This window comes from Pseudomonas sp. 18175 (assembly GCF_050432925.1).
Taxonomy (GTDB): Bacteria; Pseudomonadota; Gammaproteobacteria; order Pseudomonadales; family Pseudomonadaceae; genus Aquipseudomonas.
In genome coordinates this window covers 156931-180332 of record NZ_JBKFTO010000005.1, presented here as the reverse complement: position 1 = coordinate 180332, position 23402 = coordinate 156931, and the positions used below count along the sequence as shown (strand labels likewise).

The following is a 23402-nucleotide window of genomic DNA, read 5'->3' as shown; positions in this document are numbered from 1 at the left end:
AAGCGCATACTGGCTTCAGGACACAACTTCCTGATCGCTGTTTTGGCCATCAGTTTCAGTAAGGATGATCCCTTCTTTCATGCCCAACAGGACCGCTACCTTGTGGGCTTCTCCACGCCGTCCCTTTTTGCGCCCAGCGAGCACTTGATAGGTGGTTGCCGGATCTACGCCATGTTCACGGGCGAACGCTTGAACTGACTTTCCTTGATGTTCCAGCCAGGCCTTGGCTTGTGCGGCAGTACGGATTCCGGGCATAGTTCAAAACCGTTCAAGTTCGTTTAACAAAGAGATGAATGTGTCACCTCTTGGGGTGTGCAAAATAGGATCATACATCCAAATGAGTGGAATCGGTTCGCGTTTGAGGCAAGAAAGAGAGCGACTTGGCCTGTCGCAAAAAATTTTTGGTGAGATAGGAGGCGTTGAAGCCAACGCACAAGGCAAGTATGAAAGTGGAGGGCGCGCGCCCAAGGCTGACTACTTGTCTCGCGTCGCCGAAAGAGGTGTGGATGTCCTGTATGTGTTGACCGGGAATGCCACCCCCATTCAATTGGAAAACCTGAGCCAGATTGAAGAAAAAGTTCTGGGCGATTACCGCGCGATGTTCAAGGAAGACCAGGATGCGATTCGCCGCCTGACGTCGACCCTGGCAGAGCATTCTGCTGCGCTGAATGGCAAAGCTAAGCCGCAGCCCCAGGATTCCTGAGCGTTTCCTGATAAAAGCAGCCGCCTGCCGCTCGGTGGGCACATGCGCTGCACCCAATCGCTATATATATGACGCTTGCAGCTAGGTCTGCGCCTTGGTTTTTTGCTAAGGTGTCCAGCAACCTATAAGACCATATCGCGAGGTGTCTGCTTGATTAGGGTGCTAGTAGTCGATGACCATGATCTCGTTCGTACAGGCATTACACGAATGCTGGCTGACATCGATGGCCTGCAAGTAGTTGGTCAGGCCGAGTCCGGGGAAGAGTCCCTGATCAAGGCCCGGGAGCTGAAACCCGATGTGGTGCTGATGGACGTCAAGATGCCGGGTATCGGTGGTCTTGGCGCCACGACCAAATTGTTGCGCAGCCATCCCGACATCAAAGTCGTGGTGGTGACTGTGTGTGAGGAAGATCCGTTTCCAACGCGCCTGTTGCAGGCCGGTGCGGCCGGGTACCTGACCAAGGGCGCGGGCCTGGCCGAGATGGTCCAAGCCATTCGCCTTGTGTTTGCCGGCCAGCGTTACATCAGCCCGCAGATTGCCCAGCAGTTGGCGATCAAATCCTTCCAGCCAGTCAGCGACTCGCCTTTTGATGCGTTATCGGAACGGGAGATCCAGATCGCACTGATGATCGTCGGTTGCCAGAAGGTGCAGGCGATCTCCGACAAACTGTGTCTGTCGCCCAAGACCGTCAACACCTACCGCTATCGTATATTCGAGAAGCTCGCCATCAGCAGTGATGTTGAATTGACCCTGCTCGCGGTGCGCCACGGCATGGTGGACGCCAGCGCCTGACATGACCACATCGTTTGATCCGAGTGCCTTTCTCTCAACCTGCAGTGGCCGCCCCGGCGTGTACCGCATGTTCGACAGCGAGGCACGCCTGCTTTATGTCGGCAAAGCCAAGAACCTGAAAAACCGTCTGGCGAGTTACTTTCGCAAGAGCGGCCTCGCGCCCAAGACGGCTGCGTTGGTAGCGCGCATCGCCCAGGTCGAAACCACCATCACCGCCAATGAAACCGAGGCGCTGTTGCTGGAGCAGACGCTGATCAAAGAATGGCGGCCGCCCTATAACATCTTGCTGCGTGATGATAAATCCTACCCTTATGTGTTTTTATCCGACGGCAACTTCCCACGCCTGAGCATTCACCGTGGCGCGAAGAAGCAGAAGGGCAAGTACTTCGGCCCCTATCCCAGTGCCGGCGCTATCCGCGAAAGCCTGAGCCTGCTGCAGAAGACTTTTTTTGTGCGTCAGTGCGAAGACAGCTTCTTCAAGAACCGCACGCGGCCGTGCCTGCAATACCAGATCAAACGCTGCAAGGCGCCCTGCGTAGGGTTGGTTGAGCCGGCGGAGTACGCCGAGGATGTACGCCATTCGGTGATGTTCCTCGAAGGGCGCAGCAATGCGCTGACCGATGAACTCTCCAGCGCGATGGAGCAGGCCGCCAGCACCCTGGATTTCGAGCGCGCCGCCGAGCTGCGCGACCAGATCTCCCTGCTGCGCCGCGTACAGGACCAGCAAAGCATGGAAGGCGGCACCGGCGACGTCGATGTGATCGCCGCGTTCGTCAACCCGGGCGGCGCCTGCGTGCACCTGATCAGCGTGCGTGGTGGCCGCGTGCTGGGCAGCAAGAACTTCTTTCCGCAAACCGGTATCGACGAAGAAGTGGCCGAAGTCATGGCCGCGTTCCTAGGCCAGTACTACGTCAGCAGCCCCGAGCGCGACCTGCCGTCGGAACTGATCGTCAACGTGGTGCACGAAGACTTCCCGACGCTGATCGAGGCGATCCACGAACTGCGCGGCCGCGAGCTGGACATCAGCCACCGCGTGCGCGGCACACGTGCCCGCTGGCAGCAACTCGCGGTGACCAACGCCGAGCAGGCCCTGGGCGCACGCCTGGCCAATCGACAGCACGTTGCCGCACGCTTCGACGCGCTGGCCGAGGTGCTCAACCTGGACGAGCCGCCGCAGCGCCTGGAGTGCTACGACATCAGCCACTCCAGCGGTGAAGCTACGGTGGCGTCCTGCGTGGTGTTCGGGCCGGAGGGGCCGATCAAATCCGATTACCGGCGCTACAACATCGAAGGCGTTACCGCCGGCGATGACTACGCAGCCATGCACCAGGCGCTCACGCGGCGATTCAGCAAGTTGAAGGACGGCGAAGGCAAGTTGCCGGATATCCTGCTGGTGGACGGCGGCAAGGGCCAGCTGTCCATGGCCCGTGACGTGCTCAACGAGCTGGCGGTGCCCGACCTGATCCTGCTCGGCGTCGCCAAAGGCGCCACGCGCAAGGCCGGTTTCGAGACGTTGTACTTGAATGATGCCGCCCATGAGTTCACCTTGAAGGGCGACTCACCCGCATTACATTTGATCCAGCAGATCCGCGACGAAGCCCACCGTTTCGCCATTACCGGGCACCGTGCCCGCCGTGGCAAAACCCGGCGAACCTCAACCCTGGAAGGGGTGGCAGGGGTTGGGCCGACGCGCCGCCGCGACTTGCTTAAACATTTTGGTGGCTTGCAGGAGCTATCCCGTGCCAGCATTGACGAAATAGCCAAAGCTCCCGGTATCAGTAAAAAGCTCGCTGAGTTGATTTATGCGAATCTGCATAGCGAATAGAATGCCTTTCCACCTCGTAGCCAGTTGTGCCGATGAATATCCCTAATCTGATCACCGTTCTACGCGTCCTGCTTATTCCGATTTTCATTCTGTTGTTCTATTTGCCGTACGAATGGAGCTATGCAGCCTCAAGCTCCGTGTTCGCCTTTGCGGCCGCCACCGACTGGCTCGACGGCTACCTGGCCCGCCGCCTGGAACAGAGCACGCCCTTCGGTGCGTTCCTCGACCCCGTGGCCGACAAATTGATGGTGGCCGTCGCCCTGGTCCTGCTGGTGCAGGAACACGGTAACCTGTGGCTCACACTGCCGGCGGCAGTGATCATCGGTCGCGAGATCGTCGTCTCGGCCCTGCGCGAATGGATGGCCGAAATCGGCGCCCGTGCCCACGTCGCCGTGTCCAACATGGGCAAATGGAAAACCGCTGCGCAGATGCTTGCATTGGTTATCCTGCTCGCCAACCCTTCGGACTTCTCCTTCTGGGTCCTGACGGGCTACGCCTTGCTGCTGATCGCGGCCGGTCTGACGCTGTGGTCCATGCTTCAGTATTTGCGCGCTGCCTGGCCTCATCTGCGCACCACCGTTGAAAAGAAATAAAACTTTTTTGAATCAAAGGGTTGACCGGTTACGAGATTTGTATAGAATGCGCATCACCAAGCGGGAATAGCTCAGTTGGTAGAGCACGACCTTGCCAAGGTCGGGGTCGCGAGTTCGAGTCTCGTTTCCCGCTCCAAATATCGATCTACAGAGTTCCATCGAAGTCTGTAAGTCATTGAAAATAGACGCTTAGGCGTCTTTTTTCGTTCCAGTGCAATCCGTCAAAATCCACCCCCAGCCACGCATTTTAAGTACATAATTAAGTACATCGAAATCGGGTAGCGGGCACAGCGGATTTTGGGCGGAACGCCCCGGTCCGGCATCGATATACATCTCCTCGATCCTACGAGACGGGAGATGTAATCATGGCCTTGACCGATACCGCCGTTCGCCAGGCGAAACCTTCCGGTATAAATTACACCATCAAAGATACGGATGGGCTTGCGCTGTTCGTGGGGCCCAAGGGTGCCAAGCAATGGCATTTCCGCTTTTATTGGCTGGGCAGACAGGCACGTATTTCCTTGGGTGTTTACCCAGCAGTCAGCCTTAAAGATGCGCGCCGGGGTCGGGACGAGGCCAGGGCCTTGATTGCCCAGGGCGTTGATCCGCGCACTCACCGTCGCGAAGCACGACTGGCCGCCAGCGCCTCTACAGATGGTTACTTTCGAAGTGTTTTCGCCGACTGGCGTGCGTTCAAAGCCTTGAGCGTGAAGGCTGGACGCCAGGGGACTTTGGAGCAGATTGACCGCCACTTCGCCAAAGATATCTTGCCCTGGCTGGGTGATTTGCCGATCGCTGAGATTTCCCGTCAGCATGTGCTGGAAGTGCTGCGCCGGATCGAGCGGCGCAAAGCCATGACCACGGCGCAGAAGTGTCGCACCTGGCTCAACCAGTTGTTCCGTTATGCGATGGTCGAAAAGGGGCTCGCGACAAACCCGTCTGCCGACCTCGATATCGTGGCGCTGCCCAAGCCCAAGGTCCGTCACAATCCTTACCTGCAGATGGACGAACTCCCGGAGCTGCTGCGCAAGTTGAGCAGCTACGGCGGTCACCCCAATACCGTGCGAGGTATTCGTCTGCTGTTGCTGACCGGAGTGCGTACCGGTGAGCTGCGTGCCGCTAAGCCCGAGCAGTTCGATCTGCAGCGTAAGGTGTGGATCATTTCGCCAGAATTGGTCAAGCAGCTTCGGGTGCGCGAACTCCGGGGAGATGAGGAGATTCCACCCTACATCGTGCCGCTGTCTCAGCCCGCCATTGAAATCATCAAAGAGTTGTTGCAGGCCAAGGTGCCGGCGCAGTCCTTTTTGCTGCCCCATCGCTTCAAGATTCGCGAAAGTATCAGCGAGAACACCCTCAACATGGCGCTCAAGCGCATGGGCTATAACCGCAGACTCACGGGGCATGGCATCCGTGGCACCTTGTCCACCGCCTTGAACGAGTTGGGCTACAAAGACAAATGGATCGACGCTCAGCTGTCGCATGCGGATCCCAACAAGGTGCGACGTTCGTACAACCACGCCAAGTATGTGGTCCAGCGCCAAGCCATGATGCAAGACTGGGCGGATCGTCTTGAGTGTTGGGAGCGTGGGCTGCCGCAGCCGGCATTGCCGAAGTCAGCGGTGCCGCAAGGCTTGGATGTGATTGCGGCAGTCTTGAAGACTTTGGCTGAGCAAAGTCCGTTGCCGCAGGAGCTGATCGCTTCAGTGATAGCGGCTGTAGCGGCGGAGCAATATTCCTCTCTTCACAAATAGGTTATCTGACATGCTGGCGGGACAATGCCGACCTGGTGCGTGGTTCAGTAGGCCGCAGAAGACGAATGGTGCTTGACAGTAGGGGAGCGGCGATTCGAAGTAAGCGTTACCCTCGCTCATCCGCGTGCGACTGGTGCTTTTTGATTCCTGGCAATGCAGCGTCCTAAGTAGGGTAGTGGATTTGATACATGCGCTCGCTAATGGCGGCAGTGTAAGTACTATGCTCCTCGACAAAAACCTCTCAAAACGCTTTGATTGTGATTTTGAGAGGTTGCCACAGCCAAGCTTAGTCATAGCGGAATTAGTTTGTTACCACTGGCCTGAGAGTAAACACGTTAGAGCCTCAATCCCGCTGAATGTGTACCACGGATCAGGATCGCTACAGCCCATGGCGGCATAGGCATTTGAGGTTAGCAGAAGGGTAAATATCACCGTTGCGCAAGCAGTTTTCTTTATGTTCATGTAGTTAGACTCTAGTAGGTCGTAGGGGTGTGCCACTTCATATTGATACTGAACCCTTACGAATGCTATTAGCCCGAATGTGCTAATGGCATTTAGCCGCAGTCTAAAGCAGCGCAATGTTTGCCATTGCTGCAGGCACCCTGCGGTGGCCAGAACATAAGACACACAGTGTGTTTATATTTGCTACCAACGACCCATTCAAGCAAAGGATGTAGGACCCTTCTTTATTTAACCTTGCTGCGGCACTGACATTTGGCTGTTTGATAGAATTTGTTCCCCTTGCTATTAAACGGAGTTAGCTCTGTGTCCAACGGAGAAAGCAACACCAGGTCTCCTAGAGGTTACGGTGCATCCGCCTCTTCACCCTCAGGCGTATGTACTCCAGCCAGCCCAAATGATCAGAGTCAGGACGCTTGTCCTAGACCTGGAAATTCTACTTATAGTGGCCCGTACCTCTCAGAGCCTGTACCCGCGCTGGGGCCAGGTTTTTATATTGTTCCTTACAGCATGACCGCCAAAGATATGTTCGACACCCTGTTTGAGAACATTCCGAATAGCGCACTTCGAAAATTCAGTGACCTCAATCCTGAACTGGACAGCTACATCAAGGCTGGCACGATGATTGTGCTTAGCGATCTGCCAAGTACGGTCTGTACCCCAGACGAACAAAAGTTGATGTCGGCTGCACGTGAAGTGAGGGCAGCACTGGAGCCATTGACGCATGAGGAAGCGGACTTCATGTATCGCAACCGCGCGGAAATTGAACAATTCGTCAGTGGTAGTTCTACTTGGATGGGGGTTAGTAGTGCAGTTATGGGGCAACACCTAACCGAGTTGCGCAAAACTTTGCTGGAGATAGAACGCCTGCATCAAGATAGCTATCGTCAGCATGGGCATCTTCGATCTCCCGATTTTTTCAGTGAACGTAAGCGTTTACTCAGTCGCCTAGATGCTCAATTGCTTAAGTCTGCCCGTCTTCGTAATCTCACGTCGTTCGGTGACTATAACAAACTGAAAAATGCGCTTGGAATATCAAGTCGAAGCCTGGTTCATCATTGGAATAGGGCTGGCGGCCCCGGGCAGATTCCTGGGTATGCAACCCATGTAAATTCAATTAGTCGTGCCGCCAAGTATATGAAAGCAGGTGGGTATGCAGGAGTTTTTTTAGGTGGAGTCGCATCGGGATTGAGAATTCAGGAGGTGTGCAGTGCCGCTCCCGATAGTCCGGAATGTAAGAGAGTAAAGTTCACAGAGGGCGGGAAATTTATGGGGTCTGTTGTAGGTGGAGTGGCTGGGGGGGCAAGTGGAGGCTTCATTGCCGGAAAGATATGCATCGGTATTGGCGCAGCCACGGCCGGCAGTGGTGGCGTGGTTTGTGGAGTTATCGTTGTCGTGGGGACAGGACTCGGAGCTTGGTTGGGGGGTGAGGGCGGTAGCAATGCGGGTGAGCTGGCTGGAGAAACCATCTACGAAGGGAGTCTTCCATGACAGGAGATACATTTTGGAAATCATGGTGGGCAATCCTCTTTTCTGCAGGCCCTATATTTGTTGGTATGGTATTTATTGTTAATAGTCTCTATATAAGTAGATATCTTCCTGTGATGATTAAGGCTCTGGAGAATAGTCGACAAATAATTCTTTACTCGAGAATATTAAAAGGCATGGGGGTGTTTGGAGAGATTTGTTTAGTGACTCAAATAGCTGGCATGCTCATCTGGCCTAAGGTTGAGATACGTATGGGGTTGTTAGATTCGCGCGATGTCACAAATTTTCCATTGCATCTTTTGCGGCTTTTGAAGATGAATATGGCGCTGTTGGTAATATCTATTGTGTGGTTGGTTGTCGTGTGCGTGGTGCTCAAATTTAGATAGGTGGGTTGATCTAGTTGAACTGCGTAAGACCTTGCGGGAGATATGGCATCTACATCAATAGATTCATCGTCGATATGGTCATGTCCGCTCTCCTAAATTTCAATGATCGTAAGTAGTGACTCACTCAGTCCAGTGCTCAATTGCTTAAATCTGCTCGTGTTCGTAATCTTACGTCGTTCCGTGACTATGAAAAACTGAAAAATGCGCACTTGGCATATAAAGTTGAGGGCTGGTTCGCCATTGGGATAAAGTTGGTGACCCTGGGCAAATCTCCGGATGTGCCACCCACCTGCGTTCGATTGGTCGTGCTACTAAGTATATGAAGGCCGGGCGCTACATTGGTATTGGTGCAGTGGTACCGGGATTGGTCATTCGTGCAACTCCTGATAGCGAGGAATGCAAAAGGATAAAATTTATGGGGGACGGTCAATTATGGGGGCAGTTGGAAGTGGGGCGACGGGCGCCTGGGGCGGAGATGCCGTTGCCGCAGAAACATGTATAGGCATTGCTGCACTCACCGCACCAGTAGGCGGAAGTGGGCGCCTGGTGTGTGGCGTTGTCGTAGAGGTGGGTACAGGAATTGGAGCTTGGATAGGGGGTGAAGCCGGAGGAGCAGCGGGTGAATCCATTGGGGAAACAATTTATGAGGCAAGCCGGCCATGATTGGAGATACTTTCTGGAATTCATGGTGGGCAATTCTTTTTACAGGAGGACCTATATTTACGAGTTTTGTGTGTATATTAAACACCCTTTATTTATGCCGGCATCTTTCCGCAATGCTCAAGGCATTGGAAAATAGCCGTCAGGTCTCTGTTTATTTGGCAATATTCGAATCTTTGGGCATCGTGGGGAAGACTATTTTGATACATCAAATAGGCGGCATGCTTATTTGGCCTAAGCTTGAGATACGTAGAGGCTTCTTGGATGCCCATGATGCCGCAAACTTTCCGCCGCATCTCTTACGGCTTTTGAAAGTAAATATGGCTCTATTGGTGGTTTCTATAGTCTGGTTGATTATTGTTTATGTGGTTCTGAAATTAAGATAGTTGTTTGTTGATAAATAGCTACCTATTCACTTGGGTAGAACGATGGCAAAGCTGTCATCGTTAGAGTTGATGTGGCATCTTCGGGCGAATATTTGTTCAAGCTCGAACTTAGGTGGTCGATGACGGAGCGTGAGCAATTTTTTGATCACGGTAGCTACCACTGCGGATTCTCATCCCGCTGTTAAGTGACCGACCCGATGCATACTTTCACAGGGCGGATGTGGCCTCAATCAAGCAGAGCGAATGTTTGCATGAGGCCTCCAGCATTCGCAGGCCATTCCAGAACTGCTTCAATGACCTATCGCCACTAAGGCGGGGACGGCGTTTCAAGTGAAGTGCGGCTGCTCGTTGGGGGCATCCAGGCACATGCGCCAAATACGCCCCCGGAATACCTGTACGTAGAGGTGATAACCGCGACGGCAATGCATGTGATGCACATCACGGCGTGGACCAGAGACAGATTCCAGTCTGCGCAGTGATGGCTGCCGCGCCTGCGCGGACTCCAACGGTAAATTGATGTGCAGTCCTTCCACATGGCAGCGCATGGAGAAGTTGCCGTAGAAGCATACCGACGCCAGTCGTGTATCCGCCCCAATGCGTGCCATGAACCCGTCCAATCGTCGGGCGGGCCGCCACCAACCGTCATCTTCCAGCCGTGGCGCATACCAGGCGTCCCCCAATGCTGCCTGCAGTTGCTCCAAAGAATCGCCTGGACGCAGAAGAGCGAGGCGTGCGCAGTCGAGGCGGTGAGCGGGCTGTGGCATGGTGCAGTGGGGGTGTGAACGAGATGTCAAAGGGTGTTTTTGACCGAGACAGCCGCACAATAGGAATTTTATGAAAGTTGCCCAGTACCTGGTTGAAGGCGACACCTATGCCTGTCGCCGGGCGGGGTGAGGGCTGTCTTCCCCGCCCGCAACGACGCCTTGATCCGATGTCACTTTTGGCAGAGGTAATCCTGCGTGACGGTGGTCTCCAAGCACTGGAATTGCCCCATGGTGCGGCATACGGATTTTTCCGGCCCTGAACGTTCGGCGCTCTTGTAGCCCCAGAACTGACAGCGCCCCGTGGCAATCTTCAAGCCTTGGGCGGCGTCGCTTTGGCCGTTTTCAAACTGCCCTTGTTCATAGGACAGTTGAACGACGCCGTCGGCTTTGCTCCCTCCTGTGGCTTCCCAAAATTTCGGCGTTGCGCAGCCTGCGAGCAGCAGCAAGGTGAGGGGTAGAGCTGCAATGATTGGCTTTATGATGGTTGGTCTTCCTTATGATTGAGAGTGTCTGTTGTAAGCCGATTTTTGTTTAGCGAGCGCACTGTGTCGTCGGGTTAGGGCGGCCCGAACTTGACCGATTTGCAGCCACCGGACAGCAACATCTTGCCTTTATCCGCCTCGAATTCGACGACCTTCCTGTCCTGGTCGACGGTGACCGAAATGATGCAACGCTTGGGTTTATGTACCGTCGCCCAATAGCTGGTATGCACCATCACGTTGCCATGTCGCTCCGCGCCTTGTGCGACTACTTCGTTGGTGTTGTAGGAGGTGTCGAGATACCACTGCATCACCACGCGTTTGCCGTCAGTGGTGCGGTCCATTTTCTGTGGCGGACCAAAGAAATTGATGGCGTCCTGCGCCGGCCGGCCCTTCCACTGACTGCGCGCGTACATCTCAGGGACGGTGTCGAAACTCACGCAGCCGGTTTGTAGCAGCACGATTGCCAGGGCCAATGCGCCTTTGTATTTCATGTCGATCACTCGTCGCGTTAACGTGCCGAAGGCGCTGAAGGTAATTTTTTTGCGGGGGCGCCCAAGAGGAAGTTGAGGTCGCGCATCACGTCCTCAGTGCTGCTCTTGGTGGACTCAATCCGAATCGGCTGGTTGCCTGGTAACTGCTTGAACAAGCCCTGTTGCGTGATCGCCACCAGTTGTGCATTTTCGAGGGAGCCGAGACCCATCGACGACATGGCGTTGGACTTGCGTTTGTCCGGGGCGCAGGCGAAATCATAGCCACGCTCCAACCAGCTCTTGGGCACAGGAATCCAGCCTTTAGGAGCCGGTAGTACCGTGGTAGCGCCAGCACGCAGGTAGGCGGTGGCTGAGTTCACTCGGAGTTGTCGCTCAGGACAACGCAGCTCAAGGGTGTAGCTGACATAGTTGGGGCTGTTGGGGTTTTCAAACACTTGCATGATATTCAGCAGCTTGTTTTGTGGATGTTCTTTTGCAGGCTTCACGGACTGTGCATCAGCAAAAAAAATATCCCGATTGGGCGTGTCGCCAGTGCCGAAAATCATCCACCAATCGGTGGCCAATGCGGGTGCCGCATTGAGCGATAGAAGGGCGAAGGATGAGCAAGCGAGCAGCCGCTGTCGCAAGCGGAGAGTGTTGTTACGCATGGTCGATTTGAGTCCTTAGGTCGCAGGGATGTGAGTGCAGGTTGCTCAACACGGAGTTGGCGTGCCGCGACATCCTAGGCAGCGCCGTCTGGCCACTTCAATTGCGTGGGCGTAATCAGGACGCCTCCTGCGAATCCATGAGCGAGGTCTGTAGGAGAGGTCTTGCAAAGCCAAAGGATGGGGTTGCTGTATGAGTGAACGCGAGGTAAGTAGAGATGCGGTTGGCTAGATGCTGGTCGTCGCAGTTCTGAAGCCGGAATCATTTTGCGCAGCGGAAGCCCGCCGTCTACGCCACTGCATATACAGGAGAGTTCATATGGAACCCATCAGTGCCAAAGCCATATTGCACAGCCCTCGCGGCGTGCTTTTCGTCAAGAATCCCCGAGGGGAGTGGGAGTTGCCCGGCGGTAGGCCGGAAGCCGGCGAGAACCTGGAAGATGCGCTGGTACGTGAGGTGCAGGAAGAGTGTGGTCTGGATGTAACTGCCACGGTTTATGTCGGAAGTCGCTCCTGCGAAATCCTTCCAGGCAAGCGTGTGCTGCTGGTCTTTTTTCGCTGTGAGTTCGCGGCGGGCAATGCAGAGCTGTCGCTGAGCGAAGAGCACACGGCGTATCGCTGGGTAGATATGGCAGGGCAACGGCCAGACCATCTTCCCGAGTTCTACTGGCAGGCATGTCAAGCTGGGTAGGACTCTCGATCGGCTATGGTCTCCAGCGCATACGCTTCGCCGCTTCGCTGTGGCTTGAGCTTTGAGCTGAGCACACTTGCTATGTGAGATTTTATCGCTTGCGAGTGCTACCGGTGCTTGGGCGATCATGGCCGTCCACAGACCATGCGGGATTTCTGCTTTGATCCTGCCTTAGCGCCTCAAATACTCAACCCCGATGGTCACTTCGTTCACTGACGCCAGCCGTACAGAGCAAGGGGGACCATATGCTCGCTGTCAGACCGGAAGACCTCGTGCTGGATGATGTCTTCCTGAAAACCCAACTCGCCGATCATCCGCACGACATCTACCTGAAGATCGAAGGGCTTTCGATCACCCACTCGATCAAGCTCAAACCGGCCAGGGCCATGGTCGATCAGTTCGAACGCGAAGGGCGCCTGAGTCCCGGCAGTGCGCTGATCGAAAGCTCATCCGGCAACCTGGGGCTGGCGTTGAGCATGATCTGTGCCTCGCGCGGCTACCGCTTCATCTGTGTGTCCGACCCGAACATCTCGCCGCAGACCGCCAGGCTGATCGAGGCCTACGGTGCGCGATTGATTATCGTCCAGGAGCGCGACGAAAACGGCGGTTTTGTCGGTACCCGTATGGCGCTCATTCGCATGATGCTGGAGGAGGATCCCGCGCTGGTCTGGGTCAACCAGTATGAGAACCCCTGCAACCCGGAGGCTCACTACGAACACACGGCCATGCATATCGAACAGTCGTTCCCGCGTATCGACTATCTATTCGTCGGCACGGGTACCACGGGCACATTGGGAGGCCTGTCAAAGTTCTTCAAGGAGCGTCATCCAAAGACGCAGCTCGTCGGCGTGGACTCGGTGGGTTCTGTGACGTTCGGCACGTCGCCGGGCCCGAGATTCATTCCAGGGCTTGGGGCCAGCTCGCCGCCGCCGATCAGTCGGGATGTGATTTACGACCAATTTTTGATGATTGAAGAGCGCGAGACTGTGCGCATGTGCCGCCAGCTACTCAGACGCGGGCTGCTGCTCGGCGGTTCGTCGGGCACCGTGCTGTGTGGGGTGCAAAAGCTGTTGCCGCAAATCGATCCCCGTGCTGTGTGGGGTGCAAAAGCTGTTGCCGCAAATCGATCCCCGTGCGGTGATTGTCGCGATTTCGCCGGACATGGGTGATCGTTACCTGGACACTCTTTACAACGATGCATGGGTGTCCGAGACCTTCGGAGAGGGTGTTGTTGATGACCACCACACCAACCCTTGATGTGTACGGCGCTGACCAGGTGCAGGCTTGGTTGCGAGGCAATGCACAGTCGCTGTTCTACATCGTGCGCGACACCTACCTGGCGTATCACGCGGGCAAGGCCGAGAACCCCAACAGTTACTTCCTGCGCTTTCGTGACGACCCGTACAACAGGATCATCGCGTTGCCGGCGACGCTGGAAAATGAGGTGCCGGTGGCGGGGCTCAAATGGGTAGCCAGCTTCCCCGGCAACCTGGAGCGCGGCCTGGATCGTGCGTCGGCGCTGATCATCGTCAATGACCGCGCCACCGGCTACCCGCTGGCATGTCTGGAAGGCAGTCTGATCAGTGCTGCCAGAACGGCCGCCTCAGCTGTGGTGGGTATCCAGTACTTGCAGGTGACGCAACGCCGACGGCATATCGGCCGCCTGGGCGTGGTGGGCTGCGGGCCGATCAGTCTGGCTTGCGTGAATTTGCTGTGTGACCTGGGATGGACCTTCGGCCCTCTGCAGTTGTTTGATCAGCGGCCCGAGCGTGTTCAACAATTCAGCGCCAAACTGGAGCGGCGCGCCATCAAGGCAACGGGCGTCTCCTTGGAGGTCGCGGTGGCGTCATCCGATGTGGTGCTGTTTGCCACGTCGGCCATCGCACCGCATATCGATGCGCCGGAGTGGCTGTTGCACCGGCCGACCCTCATTCACCTGTCGCTGCGCGACCTGTCACCCAGGGTGATCCGCACTGCGCAGAACGTGGCCGATGACATCGACCACTGCATGAAAGCAGACACCTCATTGCATCTGACCGAGCAGCAGGATGGCAACCGCGCTTTCATCCAGTTGAACATCGCCGACCTGATCAGCGGGCGCGTTCAGCCCGATCCCGATAAGCCCCGCATCTACTCGCCGTTCGGTATGGGCATTTTGGATCTGGCCGTGGCCAGGGCGATCATCGCTGACCCGCGCATTCAGCCGGTCACCTCGGTGCCTCGGTTCTTTCCAGCTCCCTATGTGCAATCAGCCTAGCGACAGGAGGAATGCTATGCGCAAGCATCTGAACTCGCTGCCCGGACCGCTTCAAAGTCATGACTGGCCGGTGGTTGAACCTTTCTCTGGCTATGACCCGGCATTCGAGACGTTTCTGCACGCCGAGCAGGAGGAGCAGAAGGCGGCGCTGTCCGGCGTGGTACGTCGTTCCTGGGACAAGGCCGGTGCCTTTCTCAGCCAGGCGTTGGCGGGGATCTATGCCTATGTGTATGGCTACCCCGACAGCCCTTGCTATCTGAGTACCGATCCAGAGCTGGAAATCAAACTTCAGCGCGCCAAGGTCCAGATTGAAGAGGTCTACCTGAATCTCTGGCTGGATGCGGCGGCAGTACCCGTATTCGAAAGCCCTGAGGCAGCCTTCGACTATCTGCGCGGCTATGTCGAGACCAATGCCGGCGTCGGACATGAGCTGTTCGACTACCTGCGCGACGACGCTTCGGCGCAGGCGTTGAAAATTTTCCTGCGGCTGGAGGTATGCCGTAACGAAGTGGTGGATGACGAAGTGGCACTGCTGGTCTGCGGGTTACAGGGAAATTTAAAGCGTATGGCCGGTGCCAATCTGTGGGATGAATTTGGCAATGGGCGGCTGGCCAACTTTCATACCTACTGGCTGCGGCGGCTGCTTGAGCACACTGACGACTGGGAGGGGCTCAGGGCCTTCCGAAAAACACAGATGCCCTGGTGCGCGTCTATCTCCTCCAATGCGTTCAACGCCTTGCTGACCCGTCCAGGCCATAAGTACCGGGCCTATGGATTTTTCACTACCACCGAAGCGTGGGTAAGGCCGCACTTCCAAAGGCTTTTGATCGGCCTGGAGCGTGTGGGGTTGTCGCATCCCGATACAGACGTGTACTTCGCTGCACATTGTTCGATCGATCCGCTCCACGCAGGTGAACTGCTGGACGGTATTCAGGATCAGGTGCCGCCCTTGAGCCTTGCGCACCTTGTGGACATCATTCGTGGTGCGCATTTGGCGGTGGCGGCTGGCGAGAACCAGTATCGTCTGCTTCTGGAGCATCTCAAGGTAATTGATGCCGGAGGCCGGCCATGAGTGCCTTGGCAGTACTGCCACTGCTTGCCTGCGCGCTGGTCATCCTGGTGGCCCGGCGTTCGGCAGCCGTGGGCGCGGGCGCCGGGCTGATGGTCGCTTTGGCCCTGATCGGCTGGCAGGATGGTTTCACGCTGTCTTCGGAAGGTGTGGTCGCGGCCTTGTTGGACACCATCATCCTCACCCTGAGCGCAGCCATGGTGATTCTGCCGGGGTTGTACTTCAATGCCTTGCTCAGGGGGCGGGGCATCGTCGATACCATTCAGCAGTGGGTGGAACGGCTGCCGTACAGCCGCGAGCACAAGACGCTGTTGCTGTTGTTCGGTTTGGTGCCAGCGGTGGAGTCCCTGACCGGCTTTGGGGTTTCACTGTTCCTGTCGATCCCGATCCTGTTTCATCTGTTCAGCGCGCCGGCCGCCTATCGTCTGTCGATGCTGGGCATGAACATCATGCCGTGGGGCACGTTGGCGTTGGCCACGGTGGTGGGCGCGACCTTGTCGGGGCTGCCGGTGGCCACCCTGGGCTGGTACAGCGCCCTGACCAGTGCGCTGGTGTTTCCACTGTTGTCCCTGGTGGCGTTGCAGGTGATCGGCGGCGCAGCGGCAGTCCGCAGTAGCTTGCCGGCGGCATTGAGCCTGAGCTTTGGGCTGTCCGGCGTTTTGCTGTTGTTCAATTGGCTGCAGTTGACCGAAATTGCTGGTGTTCTTTCCGGCATGGTGGTCTGTCTGGTCGGTGCGTTATTGCTGCCTAAATACATCGAAGTGACCGAGCCGCAGGAGCACCGGCGTGCGCTGCGTGCCTTCCTGCCTTATGGCGCTGTGCTGCTGTTGATCGTTCTGGAGCGTTTCGTACCTGGTGCGTATGCGCTTCTCAGCGAGGCGTGGGTACTGTCCGGTAGCGAAGTGTCGCTCAAGGTACTGACCAGCCCGGGCATGGCGCTGCTGGTGGTGGCGGTGCTGTTGTTCCTGAGTCGGCCCATTGCGCTGCCGCACAAGACCCTGCTGACCAGAGCCTGGACCGCGTGCCTGAGCCTGTTCGCATTTATAGCCCTGGCCCAGGTGATGCGTCAGAGCGGTATGGTCGACGCCTTCGCCAGTGCCCTTGGGCAGTGGAATGGCGAGTTGCTGATGCTGTTCTCGCCCTTAATTGGCATGGCCAGCGGCTTTATCACCGGTTCGAACTTGAGCGGCAACGCGCTGATGATGGCAGTACAAAGCGGCATCGGCGCGCATCTTGGGTCCGCTGCGTCGTTTGCCGCCGCGCAGAACAGCGGTGCCGGGCATGCGGTGTTCACCTCGATTCCGATCATTGTGCTGGTCCTGACCATTGCCAAGGATGTGACCTCACAGGAAGAGGGGGAAGAGCCAATCAAGGAACATCATCTGCTGAAGTATGGGTTGCGTGTGGCGCTTGTGTTGCTGCCGGCGATGACGTTGGCGACTTGGGTGGTGTATCGGTTTGCAGGGTGACTGCGAGAGACTCGGCGTCAGAGATTGCGCGGGCCGAATCGCCAAGCAGGCGCAGGTAAGGGTTGTTGAATGGCACCGATGGCAGTACCGACTGCGGATGTAATAGGAGGTATCCATGCAAGCGTTTTCCCGGTCGCGGGCCGAACACTTCGCAGGTCCAGAGGTTGAGGTCGTCGGGGCGTTTGCGGTGCTGGTCCAATCGTTCGAACTGCTTTTGCAGCCATTGCCAATCGCTGCTGTCTTCATGCTGGGCGTTGTGGGTGGCTTCGGGGTGCTCCTGCAGGTAGCGTCGGAAGATGCCTGGGCTGACCAGGAACAGGGTGCCGTCCACAGTGTGCAGCAGGGCTTTTGCGTCATTCAGGGCCAGGCGTTGCAACAGTAAACCTTCGCGTAGCCATTGCAGGAACAGCTCGCCGGGGGACGCCTCGGTCTTCTGAGGCATTGGGGCAGGGGGCTCGGGGCTTGCGTCACCTTGGGCTGGTGCGTCGGACGTCTCGGTAGGTTCTGCGATTGCCTCCATCTGCACGTTGCCGGCAAATGGCGGTGGGCGTTGCTCGGGTTCCCAGATCAACGATGGGGCCAACTTGAGCAGGGTGAAGGTCTGGGTCCAGCCGCTATCGCTGCGTACCGTGGCGCGCCAGATCGCCTTGCCTTCGGGGTTGGCCAACACCAGGCCGTGTTCCTGCAGGATGTTGAACAGGGTGGTGTTTCGCTCGGGAATGCCGCTGATGCCTTGTGACAGCAGATGAGCGCGCAGCTTGTCCGAGACGGTCTTGCTCACCAGCCACAGGGCGTTGTCGGTGAGCCAGCCGTCTGAGGCTTCGGGCTGGTTGAGTTTGAGCACGTCGTGCAGCAGGTAGCGCAGTCCGTCGAGCAGCTTGCGTTGCAGTGCGTGGCGCGGGGCAGCCAGGGCCTGGACCGGGTCGCCACCGAGGGCGCGGGCGACGGAGGCTTGGTCGGCGCGGATCACCAACTCGCCGAGGATCCCGGCCTGTTCGTGCTGGCCGGCCAACGTCAGGAGCAGGGCGGCCCAAAGATCAGGAAAACCACTGAGCCAGTCCAGCGGCTCGCGCCCGAGCACGGCGCCAGCCAGCAGCCCGGCGGCGGCACTGTGCAGACGGTGTTGCCGGTCCGAGAGGTGACGAAAGCGATAGGGCTGGTGCAGAGGGCCGTGCCAGGGCTGCCAGCGATTGCCGTGTTGATCTTCCACCCGCAAGTCGGTGGCCAGCTTGCCAATGTCATGCAGCAGCGCGGCGTAGGCGATGCCGGCGGTCCAGGCTTCGGCCTGCTGGGTCTGGATCTCTGGCGGACTGCCCGGCGGCAACAGATGGGATTGGCGCAGCTTCAGGGCGCAGACCACGATCTCCAGGCCATGGTCCAGAAGTCCACCGGGATGGGCGTGGTGGTGGCTTTCCGAAGCGGGGAGCAACTGCACCAGCTCGGCGTAGCGTTCTAGTGGCGCGCGGTAGAGCAGGGCGAATTGCGCCGGCGAGACGGCGGTGCGCTGCCAGATCTGCTCTATCAGTGCCTGGCGATGGGGGATAGCCAACAGCTCCGCTGCCGACTGCGGACGAAGCCAGCGGGCAGAGGCTTGATTGCTGGCGGGAGTGAGAGCTTCAGCTGTGCCTTTGCGAGGGCGCAACCACTGGAACATGGCGTCCTCCGAAGTGTGCACGGCGGGAGTGCCCTTTGCCTTTTCTGGGTAAGGCCTTTGCCATTGATGAACCCTTCCGTTGTGTCCTTTGCGTCAGCCGTTTCTTGCCATTTTTGCTGACGGGCGGCACGCAAATCCGGGAAAAGGTGTGATAACTATTGCCACATACCCATCCTCGAACTGGAGTGCTGAAAAGCCCATCGTCGTAGAGGTGAATACCATGAGCGGTCATCCTAAAAACACTAAGGCCGAGCGGTTTGGACGCTGGCTTGGACGAGCCTATCGGAACCTGATGCAGCAGGAGCAGCGGTTGCGTCTGTGGCTTGTTGGGCTCGGGGTTCCTGCAAAAGGCGCCCGAATCGTGGCCTGGTGTCTGCGCCTGAGCGCGTTGGCTCTGTTGCTGAGTTTTTCCATCCTGCTCGCGATGATTTGCATTGGCTTGTGGCTAATCGGTCGGGGTATTGCGCGAAGCGACTTGTCGTACCGGACCCCCGATGTTGAGTGGCGAAATGGTCAATCAGGATTTGGCTTGTACACGCGAGATGAGTTCCGAATAGATCCGCACGTATTCGAGGACGATTGAATGATGTCTACTTCCCAATCTTCATGGCTGTTCCTGCCCCAGATCCTCCGGCTGACTTAGCGTCTCCGGTTGCGTTTGCCAAGCCTTGCAGCACATTTCCGGCGCGAACGCCCGCTAGCCCTAGAGCAAGTATCCAGAATGACGGCATGACGATGAACATCATCGCCATTACGAAATTCAGCAACATATCCCCAAACGAATTGTTCAACCCAAACAGCACATTGAAGTTGCTGTGTGGTGCGCCGCTGCCGTAGAGCGCATCCAGGATTGTGCTGTCGATCCAACGCGCCAGCTGAAACCAGAAATCCACGAAGAACAATGCGAACTGCACACAGCTGGCGGTAACCAGGGTCTTCAGATCATAGGTGCCGATCACCAGCACCAGCGGCAGGCAGATCACCAAGGCCATTTTCAGAAACGACAACACCATCGGCAGTGCCTGGCGCACCACATCCATCGCCGGGAAGAACCCCAGCGAGCCGACAGTCAGGCCCAGATCCGCGGTGGCGCGGGTAACGATATTGGGGATGCTCTTTTCCACCTGGCCACCGTAGTCGTTGTAGACCTGCCCCTGGTTCATCACCTGCTGCTTTGGCGCGGCCACGGCGCGGATCACGGCGTCATCCACCTGCACACGCGACATGAAACCCGCCCAGCGCGCCAGCCGGGTCAACACGTCGGGATCCACCTGCTGCAGCAAACGTGCACGCAGCCCTTGGTCGCTATCCCCCCACCATTGCTGGCAACCGGGATACCCGCCGCCACCGGGCACCTGGGCCAGTCCAGCATCACGCGTTGCATCGTAGGGCCAGGCACTGCGCGGGGTGCTTGAGCGATAGCGGTCATAGAAGCCGGGACTGTTGAGGAAGAAGCGTGAGCCAATCCAGCCCACATCGTTCATCTGTTCTTCGTTCAATCCTGGGCGATCCATGAACAGCCGCGCTCGGGCGCGGGCATAGCAATCACGGGTGAAGTCGGCAACTTCCTGGGCCAGTAGCGGGTCGTCGATGCGGGCACTGTCGATGGCCATGCGCATCTGCCGCAGGTCCACGCCACAAGGGATCGACGCGACGGCGGCACCGGTCACGGCTTTGGACAGCGCGTGCATAAAGAACCACCACACGGGTACTTCGGCACTCTGGTTGTTGAGGGTGGTAAAGGCGCTGTTCCAGCCGGTTTCCGTCGGCGCGACGACACGCACCTGGCACTGTCGCGAGCGGCTTTCGTCGAACTGCAGCGTGCTCAGGTCCACCGGCACAAAGGGAATGCCCGCGAACATGATCACCACAATCGCTACCCACACCCGGTTCTCGATCCGCATTGCCGACAGCACACCTTTGTTGCCTTCGTCGGCACCCTCGGCACGTGCGCGCAACCACTCCTGCAGGATGATCGCCAGAAACGGCAGGGCGAACACGCCGCTGGCGACCAGCACCTGCCACAGGCCGTTGTTGACGATCCAGCCCACCAAAGTCAGGTAGTACTCCAGATAGTCGGTGGTGGTCAGGGTCATGATGCCCTCGGCCCGGTGAGGGCATTGCTGGCTTCCAACAGCACCAGCGCCGCGATGCAGGCGCATTCGGCACGGCGCAGGCGCGCGGCCGCGTCGGGTTCGCGCTGCAGCAGGCGTGTACGCATCCAGCGCCAGCCGTAGAGGATTGCGGCATACAGACACAGGCGCCAGACCAGCAGACCGGTGCTGTGACCCTGCAACCAGGTACTCCAGGCCGAGGCATCACCGAGCAGGCCGATGGCGATCAGGTTGATCAGCAGCCCGGCGAGGATCAAGCCCAGCGCCCATATGGCATAGCGGGCGCTGGTGGATAGGTGCTTGATCCAGACTCGGCGCATCTCAGCGACCTCCCTCGACCGGCCGTTCGATCTGCTCGATGCGGTTGCGCTCCGGATCGCCCTGATACACCCCGCGCGAACCCTCAACCCGCAACTGATTGCGCCGCAGGATCTCGCTCGCGGCATTAGCGGCCAGCGTGCGGCGCAGTTCCAGTTCGGTCTTCAGGTTCTGGATTTCCAGGGTCAGCATGTCGCTCTCCTGGGCCACCGCTTGTTGTGCCAATTCATTGGCCGCCACATTCGGCTCCTGGCGCCCGGTCAGCAGCGTGCGCTGCAACAGCAGGGCCTTCTCCAGCACGCCCGACAGCGCCACCTCGGAAGCCAGGCGTCTGCCCAGCAGATCCTGATCGGGCTCTTCGCGCAGCGCCTCGACCAGACCACGGGTGACCGGCAGCGCATTGCTGCCGGCGGCCTCCAGATTGGCCGAGGTAGTCGGCAGGCGCTTGTTGACCAAGTCCAGCAGAGCCTTGAGTTTGGCGTCGTATTCCTCCTGGATCAGTGGCGTCAGCCCGATGCCGGGCGTGCTGTCGGTCTTGCTGCAGCCGTCGCAAGTGCGTTGAACTTGTTCGCCCAGTACGCGGTTGGCCCAATCGGCCGCAGCTTGGGGCGACGGCCAGCTCTGGCAGCTCAGACGGTCACCACAGCTGGCGCGTGGAATCGGTGAAGTATCGGTAACGTTGCGGCCGTTAAGCAGGTTGTAGCCAGCGCGGGTCACGTCGCCGACCACCTTGATTGGCGTCTGCCCGCTGCCGCCGGCCTGGCCACCGCCGACCCAGGGCACGCCGCGGTTACCGCGCTTGGCCTCGGTCTCCTCAATCGCGGCGACCGCATCGGTCTTGCTGGAGCTTTCTTTCAACGCCATGCCTTCGGCCAACTGCTCCCAGCCTGACTGGTTGCCGGCGATATCGGCCATGCGGTTAGCCATGGCGCGACAGGTCGTCTTGGAGCGGTCGAAGTCCAGCCGCGCTTGCAGGATGCCGTTGGTGAGGAGGTTGTACAGGCCGGGATTGGCGCGCTGGATGATCAAGGCCGGCAAGGAAGCGACGGCACTGGTAGCGTTCTGGATCACGCTGCTCATGATCGACTGGAAGCCGTTGGTGATGCCGTTCAACTGGTTCTGCAAGGTAGTTTGCAGACTCATGTCACCGCAGATCATGTTGCTGCTCCAGCCCACGCCGACGCCGAGGCTGCGCATATTTGCCCCCGGTCCCATCGGCACCGCGCGGCCGCCGCCGATGCTGTAGAGCACGTCGTCGCCGATCACGCTGCCGCTGGCGCCGAAATTGGGATCGTCGGCGTAGGCCGGGAAGCACAGCAGCCCGAATACCAGCAGGGCGGTGGGGAAGTGGGTCTTCATCGCTCAACTCCCTGTGTCGGTGCTGCCGAGAAAGGTCTGGCCCTGGCGTTTGCAGCAGCTGTATGGGCGCCATAGCCCCCAGGCGTAGGCGCCGTCCTCGGCCTGCGGCAATGCGCCGGCGGTTGGAAACACCGCGCAACTCCTCGACAGGTCAGGCTGCAGCCGTTGCCATTTGCCGCTCTCGGCATCGTTCTCGCGTAGCGCACCAGCTGGCCAATAGCCCGGTTGGGCCTTGGCCAGCAGCGACTGATAGAGGTGCGGCTGGCCGCTGCGGGTGACGACATCGCCGGCGCGCTGGGCGACCACGGCAGCGGCCTTGTAGTCATCCGCCTGCTGCAGAAAGCCGCCGCGCGGATACACGCTACCCCACAGATCCCCGCTGACACCGACCTCACGCTCACCGGGTGTCAGGGCTTCTGAATAGAACATCTCGGGCACGTTGTAGCGCCAGGCGAGGAAGTCGAAGCTGCTCAGCAGGTACGGCATGTACGCGGTACCCGCGCCGGTGCAGCTGTAGCCGAACTGGCTGGCAAAACGATTGAACACCAGGGTGCCGGGATGGCCGATCACGTCTGCGTTCTTGAACTTGAGCAGCGCGTTCTCGTTGGCCTGGTTGGTCGTGCTGTCACCGCCACCTTGAGCCGAGGCATTGGTAGGGCTCATCAGCGCAACCTCGCGCCATGGGTTGGCGCCGGTGTCGGCGTAGCTCGATACCACAGCATCCGGCACGTAGTGGCGCACCTTTACCGAAGTCTTGACCTTGCAGCCGTAGGGCGTACAGCGCAGCCAGTAGCACACGCCAACCACGCGGTAGGCCAGGCAGTCGGGGGACAGGCTGGAACTGACCAGCGTTGCGCTGTCGATAGCGGTGGCGCTACTGGTCACGAGGAGGAGCGCCAGGCTTGCAGCGGTGGGTAAGCGGTGTCGGCGGTACATGGGGCAACTACCCGCAGGGGAATTCAATGGATAGTTGAGCGCGGGATGCGGGCGATGGCGCGTGGGTAAGAGGTGCCGTCTATGCCCCTATTTCGATCTGCAATTGATTCA

General features: G+C 58.2%; 24 protein-coding genes and 1 tRNA gene. 15 read left to right on the top strand and 10 right to left on the bottom strand.

Annotated elements, in window-relative coordinates; all coding sequences use genetic code 11:
- Positions 1 to 15: 15 nt before the first annotated feature.
- The gene (locus ACLD1Y_RS08975) at positions 16 to 255 is read right to left on the bottom strand and encodes a DNA-binding protein (RefSeq protein WP_429477359.1); all 240 of its coding nucleotides are present in this window, start codon (positions 253 to 255) and stop codon (positions 16 to 18) included.
- 82 nt (positions 256 to 337) lie between these two features.
- Between ACLD1Y_RS08975 and ACLD1Y_RS08970 the strand changes: the two genes are divergently transcribed.
- The 9 genes from ACLD1Y_RS08970 to ACLD1Y_RS08930 all read left to right on the top strand — a co-directional run bounded on the left by ACLD1Y_RS08970 (position 338) and on the right by ACLD1Y_RS08930 (position 9043).
- Positions 338 to 703 (top strand): helix-turn-helix domain-containing protein, encoded by a 366-nt coding sequence (locus ACLD1Y_RS08970; RefSeq protein ID WP_429477357.1) that lies wholly within the window; start codon positions 338 to 340, stop codon positions 701 to 703.
- 150 nt (positions 704 to 853) lie between these two features.
- Positions 854 to 1495 (top strand): response regulator transcription factor GacA, encoded by a 642-nt coding sequence (gacA, locus tag ACLD1Y_RS08965; RefSeq protein WP_429477355.1) that lies wholly within the window; start codon positions 854 to 856, stop codon positions 1493 to 1495.
- A 1-nt stretch (position 1496) separates the two neighbouring features.
- Positions 1497 to 3320 carry an excinuclease ABC subunit UvrC gene (gene uvrC / locus ACLD1Y_RS08960; RefSeq protein ID WP_429477353.1) on the top strand — a complete coding sequence of 608 codons (1824 nt, stop codon included), beginning with the start codon at positions 1497 to 1499 and terminating at the stop codon, positions 3318 to 3320.
- A 32-nt stretch (positions 3321 to 3352) separates the two neighbouring features.
- The gene (pgsA, locus tag ACLD1Y_RS08955; RefSeq protein ID WP_003232771.1) at positions 3353 to 3913 is read left to right on the top strand and encodes a CDP-diacylglycerol--glycerol-3-phosphate 3-phosphatidyltransferase; all 561 of its coding nucleotides are present in this window, start codon (positions 3353 to 3355) and stop codon (positions 3911 to 3913) included.
- 60 nt (positions 3914 to 3973) lie between these two features.
- Positions 3974 to 4049 (top strand) — tRNA-Gly (locus ACLD1Y_RS08950).
- Between the two features lie 229 nt (positions 4050 to 4278).
- Positions 4279 to 5664, top strand: a complete 1386-nt coding sequence (locus ACLD1Y_RS08945; protein WP_429477351.1) for a tyrosine-type recombinase/integrase — start codon at positions 4279 to 4281, stop codon at positions 5662 to 5664.
- Between the two features lie 969 nt (positions 5665 to 6633).
- A complete protein-coding gene (locus ACLD1Y_RS08940; protein ID WP_429477349.1) occupies positions 6634 to 7614 on the top strand; it encodes a hypothetical protein in 981 nt (326 codons plus the stop codon).
- The gene (locus tag ACLD1Y_RS08935) at positions 7611 to 7997 is read left to right on the top strand and encodes a hypothetical protein (RefSeq protein ID WP_429477347.1); all 387 of its coding nucleotides are present in this window, start codon (positions 7611 to 7613) and stop codon (positions 7995 to 7997) included. The genes ACLD1Y_RS08940 and ACLD1Y_RS08935 overlap by 4 nt, the downstream gene beginning before the upstream one ends.
- 659 nt (positions 7998 to 8656) lie before the next feature.
- Positions 8657 to 9043 carry a hypothetical protein gene (locus tag ACLD1Y_RS08930; RefSeq protein WP_429477345.1) on the top strand — a complete coding sequence of 129 codons (387 nt, stop codon included), beginning with the start codon at positions 8657 to 8659 and terminating at the stop codon, positions 9041 to 9043.
- A 326-nt stretch (positions 9044 to 9369) separates the two neighbouring features.
- Here the strand turns inward: ACLD1Y_RS08930 and ACLD1Y_RS08925 are convergent, their stop codons facing one another.
- From ACLD1Y_RS08925 to ACLD1Y_RS08910, 4 genes are all read right to left on the bottom strand, one after another.
- Complete coding sequence (locus ACLD1Y_RS08925) at positions 9370 to 9807, bottom strand: DUF7256 domain-containing protein (protein WP_429477343.1); 438 nt, start codon at positions 9805 to 9807, stop codon at positions 9370 to 9372.
- Between the two features lie 170 nt (positions 9808 to 9977).
- On the bottom strand, positions 9978 to 10286 hold the full coding sequence (gene yecR, locus ACLD1Y_RS08920; RefSeq protein ID WP_429477626.1) for a YecR family lipoprotein: 309 nt from the start codon (positions 10284 to 10286) through the stop codon (positions 9978 to 9980).
- Between the two features lie 77 nt (positions 10287 to 10363).
- Complete coding sequence (locus ACLD1Y_RS08915; RefSeq protein WP_429477342.1) at positions 10364 to 10780, bottom strand: hypothetical protein; 417 nt, start codon at positions 10778 to 10780, stop codon at positions 10364 to 10366.
- Positions 10781 to 10797: 17 nt separating this feature from the next.
- Positions 10798 to 11427, bottom strand: coding sequence for a hypothetical protein (locus tag ACLD1Y_RS08910; RefSeq protein WP_429477340.1), 630 nt, complete (start codon positions 11425 to 11427; stop codon positions 10798 to 10800).
- Between the two features lie 316 nt (positions 11428 to 11743).
- Here ACLD1Y_RS08910 and ACLD1Y_RS08905 point away from each other — a divergent pair, with 316 nt between their 5' ends.
- The 5 genes from ACLD1Y_RS08905 to ACLD1Y_RS08885 all read left to right on the top strand — a co-directional run bounded on the left by ACLD1Y_RS08905 (position 11744) and on the right by ACLD1Y_RS08885 (position 16910).
- Positions 11744 to 12115 carry an NUDIX hydrolase gene (locus tag ACLD1Y_RS08905; protein ID WP_429477338.1) on the top strand — a complete coding sequence of 124 codons (372 nt, stop codon included), beginning with the start codon at positions 11744 to 11746 and terminating at the stop codon, positions 12113 to 12115.
- Between the two features lie 245 nt (positions 12116 to 12360).
- The gene (locus ACLD1Y_RS08900) at positions 12361 to 13284 is read left to right on the top strand and encodes a pyridoxal-phosphate dependent enzyme (RefSeq protein WP_429477336.1); all 924 of its coding nucleotides are present in this window, start codon (positions 12361 to 12363) and stop codon (positions 13282 to 13284) included.
- 65 nt (positions 13285 to 13349) lie between these two features.
- On the top strand, positions 13350 to 14372 hold the full coding sequence (gene sbnB, locus ACLD1Y_RS08895) for a 2,3-diaminopropionate biosynthesis protein SbnB (RefSeq protein ID WP_429477334.1): 1023 nt from the start codon (positions 13350 to 13352) through the stop codon (positions 14370 to 14372).
- A gap of 16 nt (positions 14373 to 14388) precedes the next feature.
- Complete coding sequence (locus ACLD1Y_RS08890; RefSeq protein ID WP_429477332.1) at positions 14389 to 15444, top strand: iron-containing redox enzyme family protein; 1056 nt, start codon at positions 14389 to 14391, stop codon at positions 15442 to 15444.
- The gene (locus tag ACLD1Y_RS08885) at positions 15441 to 16910 is read left to right on the top strand and encodes an L-lactate permease (protein ID WP_429477330.1); all 1470 of its coding nucleotides are present in this window, start codon (positions 15441 to 15443) and stop codon (positions 16908 to 16910) included. The genes ACLD1Y_RS08890 and ACLD1Y_RS08885 overlap by 4 nt, the downstream gene beginning before the upstream one ends.
- Here the strand turns inward: ACLD1Y_RS08885 and mobH are convergent.
- Entirely contained in the window at positions 16810 to 18564 is a 1755-nt protein-coding gene (mobH, locus tag ACLD1Y_RS08880) for a MobH family relaxase (protein WP_429477328.1), read from the bottom strand. The genes ACLD1Y_RS08885 and mobH overlap by 101 nt on opposite strands.
- Positions 18565 to 18784: 220 nt before the next feature.
- Between mobH and ACLD1Y_RS08875 the strand changes: the two genes are divergently transcribed.
- Positions 18785 to 19147 (top strand): DUF3742 family protein, encoded by a 363-nt coding sequence (locus ACLD1Y_RS08875; protein WP_429477326.1) that lies wholly within the window; start codon positions 18785 to 18787, stop codon positions 19145 to 19147.
- A 7-nt stretch (positions 19148 to 19154) separates the two neighbouring features.
- Here the strand turns inward: ACLD1Y_RS08875 and ACLD1Y_RS08870 are convergent, their stop codons facing one another.
- The 4 genes from ACLD1Y_RS08870 to ACLD1Y_RS08855 are packed head-to-tail and all read right to left on the bottom strand — an operon-like array spanning position 19155 to position 23291.
- Positions 19155 to 20660 (bottom strand): conjugal transfer protein TraG N-terminal domain-containing protein, encoded by a 1506-nt coding sequence (locus ACLD1Y_RS08870; RefSeq protein WP_429477324.1) that lies wholly within the window; start codon positions 20658 to 20660, stop codon positions 19155 to 19157.
- Positions 20657 to 20998 (bottom strand): hypothetical protein, encoded by a 342-nt coding sequence (locus ACLD1Y_RS08865; RefSeq protein ID WP_429477323.1) that lies wholly within the window; start codon positions 20996 to 20998, stop codon positions 20657 to 20659. The genes ACLD1Y_RS08870 and ACLD1Y_RS08865 overlap by 4 nt, the downstream gene beginning before the upstream one ends.
- A 1-nt stretch (position 20999) precedes the next feature.
- Positions 21000 to 22355, bottom strand: coding sequence for an integrating conjugative element protein (locus ACLD1Y_RS08860; protein ID WP_429477321.1), 1356 nt, complete (start codon positions 22353 to 22355; stop codon positions 21000 to 21002).
- A gap of 3 nt (positions 22356 to 22358) precedes the next feature.
- Entirely contained in the window at positions 22359 to 23291 is a 933-nt protein-coding gene (locus ACLD1Y_RS08855; RefSeq protein WP_429477319.1) for a TIGR03756 family integrating conjugative element protein, read from the bottom strand.
- Positions 23292 to 23402 lie beyond the last annotated feature (111 nt).